This is a genomic window from Pedobacter humicola, from assembly GCF_056490705.1.
This window is the reverse complement of sequence record NZ_JBWJIG010000010.1, coordinates 166,830-187,491: the sequence shown is the minus strand read 5'-3', so window position 1 is coordinate 187,491 and position 20,662 is coordinate 166,830. Positions and strand designations below refer to the sequence as shown.

21 protein-coding genes are annotated in these 20,662 nt (G+C 39.6%); 14 read left to right on the top strand and 7 right to left on the bottom strand.

Annotated features, from left to right (window positions below; translation table 11 throughout):
* Nucleotides 1-4: 4 nt before the first annotated feature.
* The 6 genes from AC04Q1_RS16630 (at nt 5) to AC04Q1_RS16605 (ending at nt 4,358) form a co-directional block, all read left to right on the top strand.
* Nucleotides 5-967: an AAA family ATPase gene (locus AC04Q1_RS16630; RefSeq protein ID WP_478365701.1), complete on the top strand. Its 963-nt coding sequence runs from the start codon at nt 5-7 to the stop codon at nt 965-967.
* Between the two features lie 183 nt (nt 968-1,150).
* A complete protein-coding gene (locus tag AC04Q1_RS16625) occupies nt 1,151-1,540 on the top strand; it encodes an RDD family protein (RefSeq protein WP_478365700.1) in 390 nt (129 codons plus the stop codon).
* 135 nt (nt 1,541-1,675) lie between these two features.
* Nucleotides 1,676-2,161, top strand: coding sequence for a DinB family protein (locus tag AC04Q1_RS16620; protein WP_478365699.1), 486 nt, complete (start codon nt 1,676-1,678; stop codon nt 2,159-2,161).
* A gap of 9 nt (nt 2,162-2,170) precedes the next feature.
* Nucleotides 2,171-2,758 (top strand): class I SAM-dependent methyltransferase, encoded by a 588-nt coding sequence (locus tag AC04Q1_RS16615; RefSeq protein ID WP_478365698.1) that lies wholly within the window; start codon nt 2,171-2,173, stop codon nt 2,756-2,758.
* Between the two features lie 757 nt (nt 2,759-3,515).
* Nucleotides 3,516-4,037, top strand: coding sequence for a hypothetical protein (locus tag AC04Q1_RS16610; RefSeq protein ID WP_478365697.1), 522 nt, complete (start codon nt 3,516-3,518; stop codon nt 4,035-4,037).
* A 129-nt stretch (nt 4,038-4,166) separates the two neighbouring features.
* Nucleotides 4,167-4,358, top strand: coding sequence for a hypothetical protein (locus tag AC04Q1_RS16605; protein WP_478365696.1), 192 nt, complete (start codon nt 4,167-4,169; stop codon nt 4,356-4,358).
* 74 nt (nt 4,359-4,432) lie between these two features.
* On the opposite strand, the gene AC04Q1_RS16600 is transcribed toward AC04Q1_RS16605, so the two are convergent.
* The 5 genes from AC04Q1_RS16600 to cysS form a co-directional block, all read right to left on the bottom strand.
* The gene (locus tag AC04Q1_RS16600) at nt 4,433-5,317 is read right to left on the bottom strand and encodes a glycerophosphodiester phosphodiesterase family protein (protein ID WP_478365695.1); all 885 of its coding nucleotides are present in this window, start codon (nt 5,315-5,317) and stop codon (nt 4,433-4,435) included.
* Between the two features lie 231 nt (nt 5,318-5,548).
* Entirely contained in the window at nt 5,549-6,406 is an 858-nt protein-coding gene (locus tag AC04Q1_RS16595; RefSeq protein WP_478365694.1) for a DUF4440 domain-containing protein, read from the bottom strand.
* Nucleotides 6,407-6,492: 86 nt separating this feature from the next.
* Entirely contained in the window at nt 6,493-7,473 is a 981-nt protein-coding gene (locus AC04Q1_RS16590; RefSeq protein WP_478365693.1) for a M28 family peptidase, read from the bottom strand.
* Between the two features lie 315 nt (nt 7,474-7,788).
* Complete coding sequence (locus tag AC04Q1_RS16585; RefSeq protein ID WP_478365692.1) at nt 7,789-8,175, bottom strand: endonuclease domain-containing protein; 387 nt, start codon at nt 8,173-8,175, stop codon at nt 7,789-7,791.
* A gap of 147 nt (nt 8,176-8,322) precedes the next feature.
* Nucleotides 8,323-9,783 carry a cysteine--tRNA ligase gene (gene cysS / locus AC04Q1_RS16580; protein ID WP_478365691.1) on the bottom strand — a complete coding sequence of 487 codons (1,461 nt, stop codon included), beginning with the start codon at nt 9,781-9,783 and terminating at the stop codon, nt 8,323-8,325.
* Between the two features lie 174 nt (nt 9,784-9,957).
* Here cysS and AC04Q1_RS16575 point away from each other — a divergent pair, with 174 nt between their 5' ends.
* The 4 genes from AC04Q1_RS16575 to AC04Q1_RS16560 all read left to right on the top strand — a co-directional run bounded on the left by AC04Q1_RS16575 (nt 9,958) and on the right by AC04Q1_RS16560 (nt 12,985).
* Nucleotides 9,958-10,389: a GNAT family N-acetyltransferase gene (locus AC04Q1_RS16575; protein ID WP_478365690.1), complete on the top strand. Its 432-nt coding sequence runs from the start codon at nt 9,958-9,960 to the stop codon at nt 10,387-10,389.
* 176 nt (nt 10,390-10,565) lie between these two features.
* A complete protein-coding gene (gene lipA / locus AC04Q1_RS16570; protein ID WP_029278501.1) occupies nt 10,566-11,459 on the top strand; it encodes a lipoyl synthase in 894 nt (297 codons plus the stop codon).
* Between the two features lie 114 nt (nt 11,460-11,573).
* Nucleotides 11,574-12,125 carry an RNA polymerase sigma factor gene (locus AC04Q1_RS16565; protein ID WP_316847948.1) on the top strand — a complete coding sequence of 184 codons (552 nt, stop codon included), beginning with the start codon at nt 11,574-11,576 and terminating at the stop codon, nt 12,123-12,125.
* A 2-nt stretch (nt 12,126-12,127) separates the two neighbouring features.
* Nucleotides 12,128-12,985: an anti-sigma factor gene (locus AC04Q1_RS16560; RefSeq protein ID WP_478365689.1), complete on the top strand. Its 858-nt coding sequence runs from the start codon at nt 12,128-12,130 to the stop codon at nt 12,983-12,985.
* A gap of 531 nt (nt 12,986-13,516) precedes the next feature.
* Here AC04Q1_RS16560 and AC04Q1_RS16555 read toward each other — a convergent pair.
* Together AC04Q1_RS16555 and AC04Q1_RS16550 are read right to left on the bottom strand one after the other, a co-directional pair.
* Nucleotides 13,517-14,218 (bottom strand): AIM24 family protein, encoded by a 702-nt coding sequence (locus AC04Q1_RS16555; RefSeq protein ID WP_478365688.1) that lies wholly within the window; start codon nt 14,216-14,218, stop codon nt 13,517-13,519.
* Between the two features lie 120 nt (nt 14,219-14,338).
* A complete protein-coding gene (locus AC04Q1_RS16550) occupies nt 14,339-15,835 on the bottom strand; it encodes an NAD(P)H-hydrate dehydratase (protein WP_478365687.1) in 1,497 nt (498 codons plus the stop codon).
* A gap of 168 nt (nt 15,836-16,003) precedes the next feature.
* Between AC04Q1_RS16550 and yiaA the strand changes: the two genes are divergently transcribed.
* The 4 genes from yiaA (at nt 16,004) to AC04Q1_RS16530 (ending at nt 20,657) form a co-directional block, all read left to right on the top strand.
* The gene (yiaA, locus tag AC04Q1_RS16545) at nt 16,004-16,411 is read left to right on the top strand and encodes an inner membrane protein YiaA (RefSeq protein WP_132398365.1); all 408 of its coding nucleotides are present in this window, start codon (nt 16,004-16,006) and stop codon (nt 16,409-16,411) included.
* Between the two features lie 195 nt (nt 16,412-16,606).
* The gene (eat, locus tag AC04Q1_RS16540; RefSeq protein ID WP_478365686.1) at nt 16,607-17,920 is read left to right on the top strand and encodes an ethanolamine permease; all 1,314 of its coding nucleotides are present in this window, start codon (nt 16,607-16,609) and stop codon (nt 17,918-17,920) included.
* Nucleotides 17,920-19,281 (top strand): glutamine synthetase family protein, encoded by a 1,362-nt coding sequence (locus AC04Q1_RS16535; RefSeq protein ID WP_478365685.1) that lies wholly within the window; start codon nt 17,920-17,922, stop codon nt 19,279-19,281. Before eat ends, AC04Q1_RS16535 begins: the two co-directional genes overlap by 1 nt.
* Before the next feature lie 227 nt (nt 19,282-19,508).
* Nucleotides 19,509-20,657, top strand: a complete 1,149-nt coding sequence (locus AC04Q1_RS16530; protein WP_478365684.1) for an iron-containing alcohol dehydrogenase — start codon at nt 19,509-19,511, stop codon at nt 20,655-20,657.
* Nucleotides 20,658-20,662: the final 5 nt, after the last annotated feature.

Below are 20,662 nucleotides of genomic sequence, written 5' to 3'. Positions count from 1 at the left end.
ACCAATGCAGTATAAGAACGAAGTAGAAGCTGTTGATGCACTTCATCAATCTTTCAACAACATTAAAGCCGAAATAAGCAAAATAGTAGTTGGACAAGATGACATCATAAAATCTGTTTTAATCGCCATTTTTAGCAACGGACACTGTCTGTTGGTTGGTGTACCCGGATTAGCCAAAACTTTACTTGTACAAACTGTGGCGTCTGTTTTAGATCTCGACTTCAACCGCATTCAGTTTACACCGGATTTAATGCCAAGCGATATTATTGGCGCAGAGATTTTAGGAGAAGACAGGCACTTTAAATTTATAAAAGGGCCTGTTTTTTCTAATATTATCCTGGCTGATGAGATTAACCGTACCCCCCCAAAAACCCAGGCAGCTTTACTGGAAGCCATGCAGGAAAAATCGGTTACCGCAGCAGGCCAGACACATATTTTACCAAAACCTTTTTTCGTTCTGGCTACGCAAAATCCGATTGAGCAGGAAGGAACTTACCCTCTACCCGAAGCGCAACTGGACCGTTTCATGTTCAACATTCAATTAAACTATCCTGCCTTTGCAGATGAACTGAACATCGTTAAAAATACCACCAGCAATAAAACTGTTCAGCTGCAGAAAATTATCCATGCAGAGGATATCCAATATTTCCAGAAACTGATCCGCGATATTCCTATTACAGATAATGTTTTGGAATATGCCGTTAAATTAGCTTCCAAAACCCGCCCGAACAGCGAATTCGCTACTGATGCGGTGAATAAATATATCAGCTGGGGTGCTGGGCCACGTGCTTCTCAGTTTTTAGTCCTGGGCGCAAAATGCCATGCCGCAGTTACCGGAAAATACTCTCCTGATATCGAAGATGTTAAAGCCGTTGCCGAACCTATATTACGCCACCGCATTGTGCGTAACTACCGCGCAGAAGCCGAAGGTTTATCGATCGAAAAAATCATTAAAGATTTATTGTAGTATTGTTAGTCGGGATATGTAGTCCCGTCTTGCGAACTAAGGATTTTTAATCCTTCCGCTAGTGGATTACAATCCAAACTCAGCCTGTAATTGCAAATCCCGTCGATCGTAATGCATGATTAAGTATTTAAAATATTATTATTTTTAATAACTTACATTTTAAAATTAATCAGCGCACTCAAAATGGAAGAAAAATATCCAAGCCTAGTAGAAAGGTTACAATCTACATTTATCGACACTATAGTTATGATCATTCTTATGGTGTGTTTTTCAAATGTATTAGACCGCTTTAACAATATACCGGAATGGGTACGGATTTTATTGTTTGCATTTCTATTTGTGATTTACGAACCACTCTTCATGACATTTGGCTGCACTATTGTCAATTATGTCAAAGGAATAAGAGTAAGAAAAAATGAGGATATTCACCAAAAAATCAATATCGGTCAAGCTATTCTCCGTTACCCAATAAAACTGTCTTTGGGTTGGATCTCCTTTATAACAATCAATTCAAATCTACAGAGAAGGGCCATCCATGATCTTGCATCTGGCAGTGTAATGATAAAACTTTAATTTTTTTTAGTCGGAATTTGTAATCCCTTCTTATGAACTAAGGATTTTTAATCCGTCCGCTAGTGGATTACAATCCACAATACAACAGGCCTGATTGCAAATCCCGACAACTAAAATTATTATATTTGTCTTAAGATGGGTACCAACAACCTCACCGGTGCAATAGCCGCATTAATGGACGAATATAAAAAAGCAGTTGATGAACTGATTATGGTGATTGAACCGATCAGTCAGCAGCAACTGCTAAAAACCATTGAGCCAGTAAGTTCAAATACAGACTGTATTTCCATTCAGACCATTTTAACGCATGTAACGGCTTCGATGTTCAGTTATGCCGTGTATATCGAAAATTCCCTTGGATTGGAAATCCTTAGACCAGAAAGAATTCAATTTGATGAGGTAGCACTTTATATTTCCAGACTCCGGAAGGCGCTTAAATACAATGAGGATTTTTTTACAAAAAACCCTAATATTACCATGGAAGAGCTGGATCAATCTAAAAAAATAAACACCAGGTGGGGCCAGCAATATGATGTAGAACAAATGCTCGAACATGCTATAGTTCATGTTTTAAGGCATAGGCGACAGATTAAAAATGCTTTAATTCAATTTAATTCTTAAAACTTAACATTGAGCGCTCAAACGAATTTTTATAACCGGTTTTCATTTCTATATCCACTGGTCGATATTTTTCTCAAACCTCAAAAGAAAAAATTCTTTAATGAGATTAATCAGCTGCCCTACGGAAACTTACTTGAAATCGGCGTAGGCAATGGCTCACATTTCAATTTATATCGTAATCACGAAATTACTGGGATAGAAATTTCTTCTTCGATGTTGAATATGGCCAAAAAGAATTCGAAGGACGCCATACACTTGTATGAAATGAATGGCGAACAGCTCGAATTTGCAGATAATAGTTTTGATTATGTTGTATTATCACATGTTATTGCCGTTGTGGATCGCCCTGAAAAACTATTGAAACAGTGCCATAATGTTTTAAAAACCAATGGAAAACTACTGATTCTAAACCATTTTACCCCGAATAACTGGCTAAAATATCTCGATCGGATATTTAATACAGGCTCTAAGTTATTCCATTTAAAATCTTTATTTTACATGGAAGATATCAAGGCGATAGATCAATTTACACTTGAAAAAGAAATTGCTCTGAAACCGCTTGCTTATTTTAAAATTCTAATCTTCACTAAATCTTGAAAAAGCATTATTGGTATATTTTTTTTGCCCTAATTGTTAGCCTGTTTATTTATGTCTTTTACCGTACTGACAAGACATTGGTGAATCAGATGATTATTCAGCTGATTTCTTTTAAAACCTACGAAAGTCTGAAACTAACCATCACAGAGAACTTACCTCTAAACAGATACATTATTTATTCGTTGCCAGAAGGCTTATGGATTTTCTGCGTCACCCTAACCTCGAAAGAGTTTTATTTTGAATTTTATAAAAAGCGTTTTAATTGTGTTTTTATTCCGCTAATATTCGCTGTTGGATTAGAATTGTTGCAGCTATTTCATCTTACTAACGGATATTTTGATCTCTTAGACATTGGCATTTCACTGCTTTTTTGGTTGATAGCAGCAAAAATAATCGATACCAAACAACATTTCAAAAACTTCTTCCAATCCGTCAATTACAATCGTGTAGTTTGTATATTAAGTTATGTTATCGTATATCTTGCTCATGTTACCCGATAATAATTTCATATTAAAATTTGTAATTCACTGAAAATAAATATCTTTGCATCAAAATTTATAGAAATGCTACGTCAACTACATACTCAGCAATTAAACTTTAGCCAGTCTTGTGGCATAAAGGGCTTGGGTATGGAATTAAATTCCCTCCCAAACCCTTAATCGGTTTTAAGCTCCAGGGCATATAAATCCAAATTAAAATCATTTTATTACACATTTGCTGAGCCATTTACCGCTTATCAAAATTAATTATATCCATTATGGACATTTACACCACTGTAGAAGAGAAATATCTACAGGCCATTGAAGAATTGCATTGGGGCGAATTGCCTAAAGCGCTTCAATATTTTAACGAGATTATCGTTTTCGACGCTGATTATGCAAGGGCTTATTTTCAGTTGGGCGATATTTATCAAACCCACTTTAAAGATTATAAAACTGCTGGTTATTATTACAAACGCTGCATTGAGTTAGACGCTGATTTCCCTGAAGTTTACGGGCCATATTTAAAGCTTGTGATCACACTGAAGATGCATAAATTGGTAAAACAGGTTGCAGATAAAGCCCTGCTTGTGCCGGGCGTTTGCGAAGCACACATTTACGAAAGTTTAGGTTTGCATGCCGAGCAACAACAAAATTTTGTGGAAGCAGCAAACTACTTTAAAAAAGCTGAACTGTTTAATGCTATCCAGGATGAACAAAACACCTTGCTCGAACACCAGAACCGCATCAAAAGCAAAATGAACAGTACAAAAGCAATGATTTACGATTTGCAGGGATAAGAGGCAGTGCCATTTGCCCACCATTACTTTCAGATACAAATCGCCAGTTTAAATCTTTTTATTTTAATTTTGTTGCTATCTTTACCACACAATTACAAAGCATAAATCTTTAAATCAAAAATATTCGATATGTCAGCTCACGATTCACACGCGCCGGTTCAGCAAACTAAAGGCATTTGGGCATTACCATTAACGGCTTGGATTATTGTATTAATCCTTCTTGTGGCTTTCACAAGACCAATTTTCCACCATGGAGAAGAAACTTCTTCTCACGAGAAAACAGAGGTAAACCACACTGAAGCTCCTGAATCGCATCACTAGGCATAGCTCAAGAGAATAAATAAAAAAGCGTCCCGATTTTAATCGCGACGCTTTTTTTTTATGGCTTAAATCCGTTATTTGAGTTGCCCCATAATGTTGGGATAATCGGTAATGATCCCATCTACGCCCAAACTCATAAAATACTTTACATCCTTCACCGTATTCACGGTCCAAGGGATAATTTTGATCCCCATGGCGTGGCAACGATCAACCAAGCCTTTACCCACCAGCACCGAATAAGGGCTGTAAATGGTCGGTTTAAACCCTAATTTTTCGATATAATCCTCAAAGGGTTCTTTTTCATCGATCAATAGTGAGGTTTGTATTTTTGGATATTTCTCATGCAGGTATTGAAGTGTACGCATATCAAATGATTCGATAATTACCCTTTTAGCAAGTTTTTTTTCATTAATGACATCCATAATCAGATCTACAAATTCTGCAGGCTCAGGATGAAATTCGTTATCCCCATTTTTAATCGTTTTTGTTTCGATGCTATACACGGGTTTAGCCAGTTTATGTGCCTTAACATAGGCCTCCACCGCATCTATTGTTTCAGATAGCAAGGGTTTATAGGCTTTAAACTTCATTTGCCCCGGAAAGCGACTGTGTACTTTACTACCCACATCGAACTTTTTAATTTCCTCATAGTTCATCTTATAGATGTTGAAATTTTTCTGATCTTTTAAAGTAATCCCTTTCCCATTGGGCTGCAGGGAAATTTCGTTGTTAAAGTAAGGTTCCTGAGAAAGTACTACTTGTTTATCTTTCGAAATCACCGCATCCATTTCTAAAGTGGTAACGCCTAAATCCAGGGCTTTTAACATACCTTCGATGGTATTTTCGGGCATAATGCCGCGTGCGCCCGCTTTTCCCTGGACATCAAACTTTTTCTTTTGAGCGGAAACGTTAAAAACCAATAAAACGAGAGTAGATAACAGAAGTAATTTTTTATGCATGAATTTTAAACGTAAAATAGGTGTTTTTATTGGTGAAAATGATTTTTTGAAGCGCAAAAACCCTGCTTCTATGAAGGCCTGTTCCCGCTTTCCGCTATATCTTTTCGCTGCGCTACAAGGATGCCGCTTCAATCGGGGCTAAACCCAACCGTAGTTGCAAGGAACAGTAATTTCCATAATAAAAAAAGGGCCTCTTTTTATGGATAGCCCTCTTTAATTCACATTGGTTATTTATCTTTCTGCTGGTACAAATGCCTGTACAATTAAGTTCCAGCTTGCATCTGCAGCTTTCTCGTAAACGAAAACATAGTTAAAGCTTTCGCGTAGATCGGCTTTATAATCGATAGTAGCAACACCATAGGTATAAGCGAAATCACTACCGATGGCTTTATCTACGCCAGTTGTTTTCAAATTGATTTTGCTGATCATGCTGTTATAAAAAGCAACAATTTTACCTTTTCCATCAATGGCTTCATTACCCGGGAAAAGCAAACGTGCATCGTTGGTTAAAAAACCGCCAAAAGCAGCAATACCATGCGTTTTCAATAAGGTATTTAATGTTTTCTCGGTGGTGATGATAATTTCCTTTCCAGCCTTAATTTCTTTTTCATTTAAGAACTTAGGGGCAACGTGATCTTTTGGTTCAACAAACAGTGGTGTAACTTTAGCCAAAGGTTTGTTACTTTCCGTACCTAGATCGATCGCCAATTTCCATTTGCCATTTTCCGATTTCCAGATAGATAGATATTGACCGTATTTTTTTTCTGAAGTTCCAATTTCATAAGGGCCGGTGGTAAAACCTAAATCACCACTGCGCGATACCTTTGCCAAATTTGGTGTCCATGTTACATCATTTTCCGCATTTGCCTTGCCCGCATAAAAAGTTTTAGCATTCACCGGGTTTGGCCTAAATACTAAGGTACTGGTAGATGAATAGTCTATATAAGCTTCTTTATCTCCATTTTTGGCAATTGACTTGGCGAAATCTTTTTCTGCATTTACTAAAGATTTGGTTGTTCCGTCACTTTTTTGGGCAAAAGCGCCTAGGGCTAAAAGCGAAGCTATTGCGGTTGAAAATAATTGTTTCATTATTAATTAGGATAATATGTTTGGCGAATATAAAATTTTCTTTGATGTATGAATCCAAAAGTAATTAACAATTACACATTAAAAACCTATTTTTCTCTATAAATGGTTTCTAAGACCGTTTGTCCGGTTGCTTTTAACGTATTCTTGTCAATATTGGCCAAATTATCCAACTGGGTATGCCAGTTAATGTAAAAGCCACCATTATCATTATAATGGATAATATCGATAGCAGGGATGCCCGCCTTATTCACCCAAAAGTGATCGTCTACCAGTTTCCCACTTGGTATGGCCGTAAAATAAGAAGCATAACCAATCTCATTACCAATTTCCCAAACTTTATTTACCACATTGGGCGCGTTCTGCCGGGAAATCTCATCTTGTGAAAACTGGGCATTGCCGCCACCGACCATATCCAGGTTGATACCGTACAAGGCTTTATAACCTGTAGCAATTGCTTTTTTGGCCCAATACTGAGAACCCAGGCACCAGGTGGCGTCATCAGGTGTTTCATCATCGGCTTTGCCATAATCTTCTAAATCCCACAATACAAAATCAACCCCAACATTTGGCTGTTTTTCTTGAATCTGACGTGCCATTTCTAAAATGACGGCCACACCGCTAGCCCCATCGTTTGCCGCATCGAAAGGTTTTAATTGGTTTGCAGGATCGGTATCCTTGTCAGAAAACGGACGCGCATCCCAATGTGCGGTAACTAAAACCCTGTTCTTTTGATCAGGATTAAAAGCGGCCACAATATTTTTCAACTGAAAGGTTTTACCATCATAAGTTTGCGTTTGCCCACCCTGGAGGCTAACCGCCGCACCAAAAGATTTAAGTTTAGACACCAAATAGTCTGCACATTTTTGATGCGCAGTTGTGCCCGGAATCCGCGGACCAAAATCCACCTGTGCCTTGGTGTAGGCATAAGCACTATCCGCATTAAAATCCGGAGAAGACAAACGTACTGTTTGTTCTCCGCTGTCATCAGTACTTTGGTTTGTTTTATTCTGGCAGGCCTCAAATCCGATTAAAGCTAATAAAGGCAGGATTAGTAGTTTTTTGTTCATTGTTTAATGTAACGGAAAATTCGTGAAAGTAGTGTATTTTATTTCTCATCCCCCTGCCCCTGTTAACAGGGAACATATTTCTTTACGGGTTAAATGTATAAGGCACTTCCTAAACCATCCCCCTGCCCCCTTCAAAGGGGGACGTATTTTGTGGTGAGCTTAAAATGTATAGGATTTGTTTTCCCGCGCTTAACTCGTCCCTCTTTGAAGGGAATGGATTTTGTGATGGACTTAAAATGTATAGGATTTATTTCTCGGGCTTAACTCGTCCCCCTTTGAAGGGGGCAGGGGATGACCTGGTAAAAAATCAATTACTTAGGTGAGCCTAGGATGGTCCTTCTCCCACTCCTCAATAAAACGTTGAATTGTCCTATCCACATTTTCGATATCGCGCATGACTTCAGCATCACTAAATCTTAAAACTTGAAAGCCCAAAGCTTTTAAGACGTTTTCACGCGCTTGATCTTTTTCGTACTGCCCCTCCCACTCATGGCTAAGCCCATCAACCTCTATGATCAACTTTAAATCCTTTGAGAAAAAATCTGCAATATAACTCGCCATCGGTCGCTGTCTTAAAAAGGGATATCCTAGCATTTTCTTATCCCTCAACAATTCACACCACATTCTTATCTCAGCTTTTGTGCTATCATTTCGATGGCCTCTGGCAAAAGCTTTTAGTTTAGGATTATAGTTGTTGTTCATAAGTGTATCTTATTTATTTTTCATCCCCATTCTCCCTTTGAAGGGAGAATGGATCTGTACTTAAAAATAAAATTCAAATATGTATTTTCCTAGCAATTATTCCGTGGGCCTTTAAAGGTGCCTGTAATTACTTTACCCTAGAGCTAATTACGCTTTACTCCAGGTTGTACCTTCTTTACCATCTTTAAGCTGAATACCCAATTCCTGTAAGCCAATTCGGATCCGGTCAGAAGTGGCATAATCTTTATTCGCTTTGGCCTCGGTCCTTAAATTGATGACCATATCTAAAACGCCATTTAAGTCGTTTCCACCTGCATCCTCATCTTTCAGTCCCAATATATCAAATACGAAATCGTTAATCAGCTGTTTTAACTTTTCTAAAGCTTCGGCAGAAATTTTTCCTTTACCATCATAAACGGTATTGATAATCCTTACCGCTTCAAACAGCTCAGCAACTAAAATCGGGCTGTTAAAATCATCGTTCATTGCATTGATACAATTCTCTTTCAATACATCAACATCAAAATCGTTCTGCTCTGAAACCGTTAGCTTATCCAACAAACCAATGGCGGCCATTAAGCGGCGAAAGCCTTTCTCTGAAGCATCCAGGGCATCATTCGAGAAATCCAATGTACTGCGGTAGTGTGCCTGCAACATAAAAAACTTCACCGTCATCGGGCTATAGCCTTTCTTCAATAGCGGGTGTGCTCCGGTAAATAATTCTAAAGGAAGGAAACCGTTCCCTGCTGATTTAGACATCCGCGTACCGTTTACTGTAAGCATATTGGTATGCATCCAGTAACGCGCAGGCTGTTTATGGCTGCAAGCTTCAGATTGAGCAATTTCGTTGGTATGGTGCGTAGCCGCTAAGTCCATTCCACCGCCATGAATGTCAAATTCGGCACCCAAATATTTGGCACTCATGGCCGAACATTCGATATGCCAGCCCGGGAAACCCATTCCCCATGGCGATTGCCACTGCATCAAGGTTTCTGGCTTCGCTTTTATCCAAAGGGCAAAATCCAACCTCCCGCGTTTTTCGTCCTGTCCACCCAGTTCGCGGGTATTGTTCAGCATATCTTCGAGGTTGCGGTTGGTTAAGATTGTATAATTATATTCCTTACTATATTTTTCTACATCGAAATATACATTGCCATCCACTTCATAACCATAACCATTGGCCATAATTACCTTGATCATTTCGATCTGTTCGATAATGTGCCCGGTTGCGGTAGGTTCGATACTTGGTGGCAAGGTATTAAACATGCGCAGTACATCATGAAAACCTAAGGTATACTTCTGTACAATTTCCATCGGCTCCAGCTGTTCTAACTTTGCACGTTTAGCGAATTTATCATCGCCCTCATCCCTATCGCCCTCTAAATGGCCTGCATCAGTGATATTGCGCACATACCGCACCTTATAACCGGCATATTTAAGGTATCTGAAAATTAAATCGAATGATATAAAAGTGCGGCAATTGCCCAGGTGCACATCGCTATAAACCGTAGGACCACAAACATACATCCCAACGTTGGGCGCATTTAGCGGTTGAAAAAGTTCTTTTTTACGTGAAAGCGTATTATAAAGCTGTAAGCCAGTATTCATACTGCAAATGTAAGATTTAGTTAGAAAGTTAAAACCTTTAAAGTTGCAATGTTAAGCTTATGATTTTTAAGTAACATTTAAAAACAGTTTCCATACCCTCAACTGTTATCATCTGACCTTAAAACAAATTTTAATCTCTAATTTTAGCTTCCCCTATCAAAACATCCGTAAACAATGGTTCAGATTAGAGAAATTTCAGCAAAAGATGCCGAGGGCGTAGCCAAACTGGCTACCCAACTGGGTTATGATAGCCACATGGCGCAAACATTACTTAGAATTCAGCAGATCAACAACAATAACGAAAACTGCGCATTTGTTGCCGTAGTTGATCATCATATAGCAGGCTGGATCCATGGTTTTTATACCCTGAGGATAGAATCCGACCCTTTTGTCGAAATTGGAGGTTTGATTGTAGACGAAACTTACCGCAATTTAAATATCGGGAAACAGTTAATTGAAAACGTAAAGCTTTGGGCAAAAAAACATCAGGTAAAAAAACTAAAGGTAAGGTGTAATATAAAACGTACCGAAAGCCATAAATTTTACGAGCGGCTTGGCTTTAAGGAGAATAAGCGGCAGGTTGCATTTGAAATGGATCTGTTTTAGCCCCATCTAGACTTGCGAAGCCGGCATAGCGCCCCGCTCATAGCCGACTTTGCAATTTGCTCCCTACAGTTAACCGATTTAAACAATTAACCGATTAACCAACGATTCCTACATTATTACAACCCTCAAACATTTCCATATTGCAACATTTCAATCCTATTCGTTAACTTTGTGGCATGATTGATTTACCGGTAGTACCTGCTGTAACTGAAGTTAAACGTAAACCAGATTGGTTACGTGTAAAATTACCTGTTGGCAAGGAATATGCACAAGTTCGCAGTTTAGTAGACACGCATAAGCTCCACACCATCTGCGAAAGCGGCAATTGCCCCAATATGGGCGAATGTTGGGGAGCAGGTACGGCAACTTTCATGATTTTAGGCAACATCTGTACCCGTAGCTGTTCTTTCTGTGCAGTTGCAACCGGCAGGCCTTTGGCAGTTGATGTTGACGAACCCAACCGTATTGCCGATTCGGTAAGATTAATGGGGGTTAAACATTGCGTAATTACTTCAGTAGACCGTGATGATTTAAAAGATGGGGGCTCGATTATCTGGGCAGAAACCTTACAGGCCATCCGCAGAGAAAGCCCTATCACAACTTTAGAAACTTTAATCCCCGATTTTAAAGGTCAGTGGGATAATTTATACCGTGTTTTGGAAGAAAGACCTGAAGTGGTTTCACACAACATGGAAACCGTGAAGCGCTTAACCAAACAAGTGCGTATCCAGGCCAAATACGACAGAAGTTTAGAGGCTTTAAAAAGAATTTCAGAATTTGGCCTAAGAACAAAAACAGGTATTATGCTTGGTTTGGGTGAAACTGAAGAAGATATTTTCGAAGCTATGGACGATCTGGTTGCCAATGGTGTTCACATCTTAACTTTAGGCCAATACCTACAACCTACCCGTAACCACCACCCTGTTGTAGACTGGATCCACCCAGATACCTTTGCGATGTACAAGGAAGCGGGTTTGGCAAAAGGTTTAAAATATGTAGAAAGCGGTCCGCTGGTACGTTCATCATACCATGCAGAAAAGCATCTTTTTCCGATCGAGGGAATCGCATAAGTCATTTATTTACTACTGATTTAGAATGTTTTATAAATCGCACTCCCTAGCGGAATGTATTTGTAAAACATTTTTTTGCTTTTACTGTTCTGTATTGTATCTTAGTGACCAATAGTGACTGCATTAAAAAAATTAACTCTAACTGAACCTGAACTTGTTCAAGCACTGCAATCGAAAGATCCGGCGGTACTAAAAACATTGTACAGCATGTATTCTTCGGCACTTTATGGCGTTATTTCACGCATTATTACCCATACTGAGCTTGCTGAAGATGTATTACAAGAAACTTTTGTAAAAATCTGGCAGTCTGCTACACACTATGATAATACCAAAGGACGTTTGTTTACGTGGATGATGAACATTGCCCGCAATTTATCGATCGACAAACTACGTTCTAAAGATTTTAAGAATTCACTCAAAAACCAAGATATAGAAAATAACGTAAGTTTCGTTGATGAACAAAACAAGGTTACGTTTAATCCCGATGTTCTTGGAGTTAAGCAACTTGTAGAAAACCTTAAACCGGATTTACAAGCAGTTCTTGATTTAGTTTATTACAAGGGTTTCACACATGTGGAGGCCGCAGAAAAGTTAGATCTGCCATTAGGTACGGTGAAAACCCGGATCCGGTTGGCTATTATTGAATTGAGAAGGAATTTTAATTGAGCGTGGAAAATTTAAAAGCATATATCGAATCTGGAGTACTTGAGCTGTACGTTTTAGGTGATTTATCACCTGAAGAAGCGTTGCAGGTGGAGGAAATAGCATCTCAAAACCCTGAGGTTAGAGATGAAATAGCTGCTATTGAGCAGGCTATGGAGCAATATGCTATGCAAAATGCTGTAGAACCATCTGCAGATGTAGAAACAAGATTATTCGAGAAGTTGGGTTTAAGTGAAGTTGAAGAGAATGTGAATGTTCAACCCAAACCAATTTACACAGAAGAACCAAGAATTATACGTTTGGATGGAAGTGATGCTAAAGTAAGAACTTTACGTTACGCCTTAGTGGCTTGTGTAGCTTTATTGGTAGTAAGTACCGCAGCGTTGTTTATTACTTATAACAAGCTGAACGCCGCACACGACCAAATTGCAAGTTTAAACTTAGACAAACAAAAATTTGCCGGTGTAGTAAGCAAACTGGAATTTGAAAACCAGGGTTTGGATAACATGGCTGCCATGGCCGATAGCAAAGAATGGGCAACCATCCGTATGGCTGGACAGGCTTTTAGTCCGTCTTCTAAAATGAAGGTATACTGGAACAAAAAAGATAAAAGTGTGCTGATTAATTATGTGGCAATGGATTTACCAAAAACTGATGCCGAACACGAATATCAGTTATGGGCTTTGGTAAACGGTAAACCAGTAAGTTTAGGTGTATTTGGTAAAACCGATTCAACCAATAATGAGGCTTTGGTAAAAATGCAGACCATCCAGGAAGCACAGGCTTTTGCCGTAACTTTAGAGCCCATGGGCGGAAGCGTTAACCCAACCATGGATAAACTTACCGTAATGGGTGGTGTTTAAAGAAAAATTATTTAATATATTAAATCCCGACATTGATAAAATGCCGGGATTTTTTGTTTTTATAACATTAATTTTTGTTGATATTTATACTAGAAAACGAACAGTTCCAGCTCCGTAGGTGCTGCCGTCCCGTTCTACACTCCAATCTTTTTATTGCAACTCAACGTTTCAGGCAATAGGTTTAGCTTAATCCATTTTAAGCAATAAAAAGGATTTCCGTTACTACCGGGTTTATGAACAATGGGGGGGGTAGATCCTGTCCAGCGAAGCACCAGCTATTGGCATTTTTTGTGCTCTGCTGCAGCCCCAAATAGGATGAGTGGCCGTGCCAACTAAACCTGACAGCAGCGAACACCGAACGTAGAGAGGTAAAGCGAATGGCAGGACTACCTAAGCCCAAATGCTGCTGCAATTGCTTTCAAAAAAAAGATGGATAGTCTGCTGAGCGAAATGTAATACCTGAACAACATATACAGTGAAACACCTTGTTGACCAAGGTCTATCACTGCGATCGAAATGATGATTCGAAAATTAAGATTTAGCTACGTACTTCACTTCTTCGTAAGGCTGTACCAATACCCATCCTTCGCCAAAAAACTCCAGCTGAAACGATTCACCACTTCCCCTCCCGATAAAAGAACCGAAAGTTAAATTGGTTTTGATGTTGGGCGTTAGGTTTTCAGACCAGGCCACTGTAGCATTAGGATCAGTGTATACTGGCTGATTACCTGTAACCCTTAATAAAATCGGTTCTCCATGCGTGGTAATGGCAATATAACCACTGCCCGAAAGTTTAACCTGAAATAAACCACCGCTCATCATCCCTGCAATGCTTTTCAGCATTTTTATTTCATTTTTAATGCCTTCTTCTAAAGCCAGTACATCGTTTCCGTTTACAAAAACCGATTCGTTCTGAAGTTTGATGATTTTTACTTTTTTGCCTTCATCTGCCAGGTATAATTTACCCGTTCCGGTAGCATGCATTAATGAGGTACCTTCACCTGATATGGCTTTCTTTAACAAGCCGCCTAAACCCTTACTCAATAAACCTTCTCTTTTAAAATCGATATTCCCGATGTAGGCAACCATCGAACCTGCTTTTGCCAGGATCTTTTGGTTTTTCAAGTTTACTTCCAACATGGCTGGTTTTTCCAATTCGAAAAAATCATTCTCATTTGGATTTTCTGCCGACTCCTGAATTAACTCGTTCAGCGTGTATTCTTTTTGTGCCATAATTAATTTAAATTTTCCGTTTTTAGGTATCTGATTACTAAATATTCCCTTAAACTATACATTATAAACTAGAAGCATAGTAGGTTAACGCTATTTTTTTTCCACAATCAGTTTCATAAACTATTTGGAGATGAGTATTTTAATCGCTTCCGATACCCTTGTAGCCACCTGAGAGGCAGTAACGACAAAACGTTCGTGCGCCAAATCATCGCCTGCTTTTCCATGGATGTAACAAGCTAAAATAGCAGCATCTGTTGCAGGATACTTTTGTGCTAAAAAGCCGGCAATGATGCCCGTTAGAATATCACCCATGCCTCCTTGCGCCATTCCCGGATTGCCTGTTGGATTAATTAAAACTTTACCTGTGGACAGGCAGATAAAAGTATATTGATTTTTAAGTACAATCACAATCTTAAGCTTTTGGGCCTGTTCTTTAGCCTTTTCTACCCGGCCCCACCAATTATCATGTTCACCAAACAAGCGATCGAACTCTTTCATGTGAGGCGTAAGGATGCTATTGGGAGCAAGCTTATCGATTAAATCAGGCCTTTCTGATAAGATGTTTAAGGCATCCGCATCAATTACCAGGCTCTGACCTGCCATAATCAGGCTTTCTAACAACTTTTCATATTCCGGATCGGTGCCTAAACCTGGGCCTATGGCAATAGACTGATATTTTGTCGGGTTCTCAATCCGTGTATATTCGTCCCTTGGCATTGCCATCACCTCTGGCAAGGTGGTATTTAAAGCCGTTAAGCCACTTTGCGGGATACATGCCGTGGTTAATCCGGCACCGGTATGCAAACAGGCCATTGAAGAAAGCAGCGCCGCACCCATGGTATTGGTATTTCCGGCAATAATCAAGGCATGACCGTAAGTGCCTTTATGGCTAAATAATTTCCGTGGCTTTAACAGCTTTTGGATGTCGCTTTCTTCAAGCAAATGGAAGTCGGTATCCTGTTTTTGGATAAATGACTCATCGAGATCAATATCAACCACCTCATATTTTTCAGTCGCAACTGCTGATTCAGGAAAGAAAAAATTGATCTTAGGCCTTTGAAAGCAGATTGTTTTATAGGCTTTAATGCCATTATAATCCTTTGGCAGCCTGCCTTCAGCAAAAAAACCTGTGGGTACGTCAACCGCGTAAACTTTTTTATTCAGTTTATTGATGATCTGAACCAGTTCTTCAAATGCACCGCTTAAAGGTTTATTTAAGCCAGAGCCTAAAATTGCGTCTATAATTAAATCTGCTTTGATATTCTTTAAATCAGCAGGCGCATGAATGATTGTTTTTTTACAGCGTGTTTCCTCGATCCGTTGTAAATTAATAGCAAAATCATCACTTTGTTTGGTGCCAAAATTGACGATGTAAACTTTAATATTCTCGTATCCATTGGCAATGAGCAAGTGGGCAATGGCCAGTCCATCCCCGCCATTATTTCCTTTGCCGCAGAAAATAGCAACACTTTTATTGGTATCGAACTCATCTCTCAAAAAACTCTGGACAAAGGCCCTTGCTGCTTTTTCCATCAGATCGATAGAGGCAATGGGTTTATTGGCTATGGTAAACTGATCGGCGCTGCGCATTTGGGCAGAAGTAAGCAAGGTTCGCATATAACTAAGGTAAGATTATACAGCTATAATGCAAAAGATGGGATTTTGTTTGATTCTTTATCGCTAAGTGTATTAGATTTCTGAAATAATTTAAATACTGTCTTTTTATTTTTATACCTTTTGCCAATCTTTAGCGTTGTCTATTGAATTAAATTAAATCTCAAAACAATGAATCAAAAACCATCGAATGCATTCGTGGCAGCCGCCTGGATGGCATTAGGTATCGGAATGATCGGCTTTATTGTAGGCTTGTGGCGTTCTGATATGCTTCTTAACGAAAAAGGATATTATTTTACCGTATTGATGTTTGGCCTTTTTGCCGTAATCTCTTTACAAAAAGCTGTTCGCGATAAACTGGAAGGAATCCCGGTTACTGAAATTTATTATGGTATCAGTTGGTTTTCTACGTTATTGACCATCACCTTATTGGTAATCGGTTTGTGGAATGCCACCTTGCTGCCCAGCGAAAAAGGATTTTATGCCTTTGCCTTTTTACTCTCGCTGTTTGGTGCCATTACGGTACAGAAGAATACAAGAGACAGTCAGATTGTGAATAAAAACCGCGATTCGGAGTAGTCGTACCTGTCTATTTCTAATGAATTTACTAAAACCAATGTTTCGACATTGGTTTTTTAATTTTGGCCAAAAATGAAATATATTATCTCCTTAACCAAAAAATAATTACTACTTTAAACACCAGATACCGAAGCGAATAGTTTATCATTTTCGAGCAAATTTTATAAACCTATTTAAATCTTGTAAATCCTGCCAATGGAACAAAAAGATGGCTTAAAGAAAACACTTACCCCCTTTATGCTGTGGGGGCTTGGTGTTGGTTATGTAATTTCAGGAATGTACTTCGGCTGGAATCTTGGTCTCGAAAAAGGCGGCACATTGGGCATGGCCATCGCCACAGTGGCCATCATGATCATGTATGTAACCTTTAGCTTCAGTTATGCCGAACTGGCCTGCGCCATACCAAAGGCCGGTGGTGTTTTCGATTACGCCAATACAGCACTGGGCAAAAATATAGGTTTTATTGCAGGCATTGCCCAAATGGTCGAATTTATATTTGCGCCACCCGCGATTGCCTTCGCCATCGGGGCTTATTTTAATGCTTTTTTCCCACAGGTACCTATTCTCACCAGCGCCATTGCGGTGTACTTTATTTTTACTGCTTTAAATGTATATGGCATAAAAGCGGCTGCTTCCTTCGAAGTCATTATCACTGTTTTAGCGGTTGGCGAGCTCCTCCTGTTCTCTGGCATTACACTACCCAAATTTCATACAGAAAATCTGGTCCATAATAATTTCCCGAATGGCTGGAGCGGCGTTTTTGCGGCCATTCCCTTTGCCATCTGGTTTTTTCTGGGAATTGAAGGTGTTGCCAATGTGGCTGAGGAAACCAAAAATCCACAGCATGATATCAGTAAAGGCTTTGGCTGGGGCATATTTACTTTAGTGGTATTGTGTGTGTTGGTTTTTGTCTCCACCATTGGCATTGGCGGCTGGGAGGCCATTGTTTATAAAAACGGGAAATCGGGAGAAACTTCTGATTCGCCTTTACCCCTTGCCCTATCGATGATCACCGGCGATAATCACCTGATGTATCATATACTCATCACAGTTGGACTATTTGGATTGGTCGCCTCCTTCCATGGCTTGGTTTTAGCTGCGGGCCGCTCTACTTACGAGATGGGAAGGGTGAAAAGTATCCCTGCTATTTTGGGTAAAATATCCCCTAAATTTCAAACACCTGCAAATGCCTTAATTGGCAATATGGTAATTGGCATCATCGCACTCCTATCAGGTAAAACAGCCGAAATTATTATCATTTCTGTATTTGGAGCATTAACCTTATACATCATTTCGATGATCTCGGTAATGGTACTCAGAAAAAACAAACCTGAAATGGAAAGGCCTTTTAAAACACCTGTTTATCCATTGTTTCCCATCATTGCATTGATCATTTCATGCGTTTCTTTTATCGCAATGCTGATTTATAATCTTAAATTGGGTCTAATTTATTCGGGCATTGTTTTAGGCATATTTCTACTATATAAAATCTTTAAAAAGGCAGATTAATGAGTACGAGCAAAGAAATTCTGGATTACGTTAAAAAACATCCCTCCGGAAAAGTAAAATTAGCAGTTGCCGATATCGACGGTATTTTAAGAGGGAAGTATGTAGCTGCTGAAAAATTTGCCTCCCTGGTTGAGGGCCGCTTAGGCTTCTGCGATGTTACCTTTGGCTGGGATGCGGGCGATGTGGCTTACGAAAATGGAAAATATACCGGCTGGCACACGGGTTATCCCGATGCACAGGTGAAAATCGATATCAGCACCTTCCGGAAAATCCCATGGGAAAATGAAGTTCCTTTTTTTCTGGGCGATTTTATTAACGACCAGGATCAGGCAAATTTTGTATGTCCAAGGCAATTGTTAAAAAAACTAATTACCGGATGTGAAAATGAAGGTTTTTCTCCGGTTTTTGCACAAGAGTTTGAATGGTTTAATTTTTCAGAAACACCAGAAACTATACATGAGAAGGGTTTTGCCAATTTAAAACCCTTAAGTCCGGGCATGTTTGGATATTCCATTTTAAGGAGCACCTACCGGAATGCGTTTATGAGCGATCTGTTCGATCTGCTGAATAAATTCGACATCCCCATTGAAGGTTTGCATACCGAAACCGGACCAGGGGTTTACGAGGCGGCCATAAAATATGCGCCCGCTTTACAAGCTGCCGACCAGGCCATTCTGTTTAAAACAGCTGTAAAAGAAATCGCCTATAAACACGGTATCCTGGCCACATTTATGGCCAAAATAAGCGAGAACCTACCGGGATGCAGCGGTCATGTACATCAAAGCCTTTGGGATGCCAACAAAAAGACAAACCTCTTTTACGATGAAAAAGATGCAGGTAAAATGAGTGAAACCATGAAAAGTTATATCGCTGGTCAGCTGCATTGCTTACCTTATCTTTTACCGATGATTGCCCCTACCATTAACAGTTATAAACGTTTGGTTGAAGGTGCATGGGCACCCACCACAGTAACCTGGGGCATCGACAACCGCACTACGGCGTTGCGTGCATTACCGGGAAGCAAAAAGGCATCACGTTTAGAAACCCGGATAGTGGGTTCGGATACCAATCCGTATCTGGCTCTTTCGGCCTGTTTAGCTGCAGGTATGTACGGCGTTAAAAACAAGTTAAAACTGGAGCAACCTGCCACCAAAGGAAACGGATATACCGATTTATCAAATGGTATACTGTCGCGTAATTTATTTGAGGCTACACAAAAGATGAAAAATTCAGATCTGGCCAAAACATTATTGGGCGAAGATTTCGTTGATCATTTTACCATGACACGGGAATGGGAATGTAAGCAATATGCTAAAGTAGTAACCGATTGGGAGTTGAAAAGGTATTTAGAAATCATTTAACCATCATAAACGTCATGCTGAACTTGATTCAACATCTTTTTAATAGCCAAGCTTAGATGCACTCGGTCGACTGAAATGGTAAAAAAATAAAACACGCTATGAAGGTTTATCACTTTAGTCATCTTAGAGCACCTTAGCTAATGGTAGACAACCGGGCTTTTATAGCATGAAAAACAACAACACACCTAAGTCATTTTAGGTGGTAAAAAAAGATAAAAATAAGTATCATGATATTTGATAAGATCCATCAGTTTAATTTTCCAACAACCATCCGTTTTGGTGCAGGTGCCGTAAAAGAATTACCGGCCTATCTAACAAAAAACAATTTAAAGGCACCCTTAATTGTTACCGATCCTACCATTGCCCAGCTTCCATTTTTTAAAAGGATTATAGCAGATTTAAAAGCCAAAGGCATTTCGGTAGAGGTTTTTAACGATATCCACAAAAACCCGGTAAAGAGTGATGTGTATAAAGGCACAGATGTTTGGGATGCCACTCACCGCGATAGCATTGTGGGCATTGGCGGTGGTGCGGCTTTAGATGTTGCCCGTTCAATTGTACTTCGTGTGAACCACCGCGAAGACCTTTTCAAGTATGATGATTTAATCGGTGGGGATATTTATGTTACGAACGAGGTTCCCCATTTTATTACCATCCCCACCACCTCAGGTACCGGAAGCGAGGTGGGCCGCAGTGCGATTATTGCCGATGATGAAACCCATCAGAAAAAAATCCTCTTCTCACCCAAGTTAATGGCGCAGATCGTTTTTGCTGATCCGGAATTAACGATGGATTTACCGCCATTTATCACTGCAGCCACAGGAATGGATGCGCTGACACACAATATGGAAGCCTATCTGGCCAAAAACTTTCACCCCGTGTGTGATGGGATTGCCTTAGAGGGAATCTCTTTGATCAAGGATTCGTTGGAGCGGGCTACCAATAACCCTGATTTAGAAAGCCGCAGCAAAATGCTCATGGCTTCGATGATGGGTGCCATTGCCTTTCAAAAAGGATTGGGTGTGGTGCACTCGCTGGCACATCCCCTTTCATCGCTTTTAGATACCCACCATGGTTTAGCGAACGCAGTGAATATCCCCTATGGCATGCAATTCAATATTGCAGGTTTTGAAGACCGGTTTAAAAAAATTGCCCGAACATTGGAACTTAAAGACGAAACCGGTGAAGCTGTTGTAAAATATCTGTTCGATTTAAATACAAAAGTGAATATTCCGCATAAATTGAGTGATATTGGCGTTAAAAATGAACACATCGAAACACTTGCCGATTTAGCCTTCGCGGATTTTGCGCATCCAAATAACCCTAAACCGGTAAGCCGTGCAGATTTTAAGCAATTGTACTTAAATGCGCTATAGATTAG

Excerpts from the sequence above, each read along its gene's own strand:
- AC04Q1_RS16530 (WP_478365684.1), top strand. The coding sequence starts at position 19,509 with ATGATATTTGATAAGATCCATCAGTTTAATTTTCCAACAACCATCCGT.
- AC04Q1_RS16630 (WP_478365701.1), top strand. The coding sequence starts at position 5 with ATGCAGTATAAGAACGAAGTAGAAGCTGTTGATGCACTTCATCAATCT.
- AC04Q1_RS16600 (WP_478365695.1), bottom strand. The coding sequence starts at position 5,317 with ATGCATAAAAAATTACTTCTGTTATCTACTCTCGTTTTATTGGTTTTT.
- AC04Q1_RS16590 (WP_478365693.1), bottom strand. The coding sequence starts at position 7,473 with ATGAACAAAAAACTACTAATCCTGCCTTTATTAGCTTTAATCGGATTT.
- AC04Q1_RS16535 (WP_478365685.1), top strand. The coding sequence starts at position 17,920 with ATGAGTACGAGCAAAGAAATTCTGGATTACGTTAAAAAACATCCCTCC.
- AC04Q1_RS16555 (WP_478365688.1), bottom strand. The coding sequence starts at position 14,218 with ATGGCACAAAAAGAATACACGCTGAACGAGTTAATTCAGGAGTCGGCA.
- cysS (WP_478365691.1), bottom strand. The coding sequence starts at position 9,783 with ATGAATACTGGCTTACAGCTTTATAATACGCTTTCACGTAAAAAAGAA.
- AC04Q1_RS16610 (WP_478365697.1), top strand. The coding sequence starts at position 3,516 with ATGGACATTTACACCACTGTAGAAGAGAAATATCTACAGGCCATTGAA.
- AC04Q1_RS16620 (WP_478365699.1), top strand. The coding sequence starts at position 1,676 with ATGGGTACCAACAACCTCACCGGTGCAATAGCCGCATTAATGGACGAA.
- AC04Q1_RS16605 (WP_478365696.1), top strand. The coding sequence starts at position 4,167 with ATGTCAGCTCACGATTCACACGCGCCGGTTCAGCAAACTAAAGGCATT.
- lipA (WP_029278501.1), top strand. The coding sequence starts at position 10,566 with ATGATTGATTTACCGGTAGTACCTGCTGTAACTGAAGTTAAACGTAAA.
- AC04Q1_RS16595 (WP_478365694.1), bottom strand. The coding sequence starts at position 6,406 with ATGAAACAATTATTTTCAACCGCAATAGCTTCGCTTTTAGCCCTAGGC.
- AC04Q1_RS16585 (WP_478365692.1), bottom strand. The coding sequence starts at position 8,175 with ATGAACAACAACTATAATCCTAAACTAAAAGCTTTTGCCAGAGGCCAT.
- eat (WP_478365686.1), top strand. The coding sequence starts at position 16,607 with ATGGAACAAAAAGATGGCTTAAAGAAAACACTTACCCCCTTTATGCTG.
- AC04Q1_RS16575 (WP_478365690.1), top strand. The coding sequence starts at position 9,958 with ATGGTTCAGATTAGAGAAATTTCAGCAAAAGATGCCGAGGGCGTAGCC.
- yiaA (WP_132398365.1), top strand. The coding sequence starts at position 16,004 with ATGAATCAAAAACCATCGAATGCATTCGTGGCAGCCGCCTGGATGGCA.
- AC04Q1_RS16625 (WP_478365700.1), top strand. The coding sequence starts at position 1,151 with ATGGAAGAAAAATATCCAAGCCTAGTAGAAAGGTTACAATCTACATTT.
- AC04Q1_RS16550 (WP_478365687.1), bottom strand. The coding sequence starts at position 15,835 with ATGCGAACCTTGCTTACTTCTGCCCAAATGCGCAGCGCCGATCAGTTT.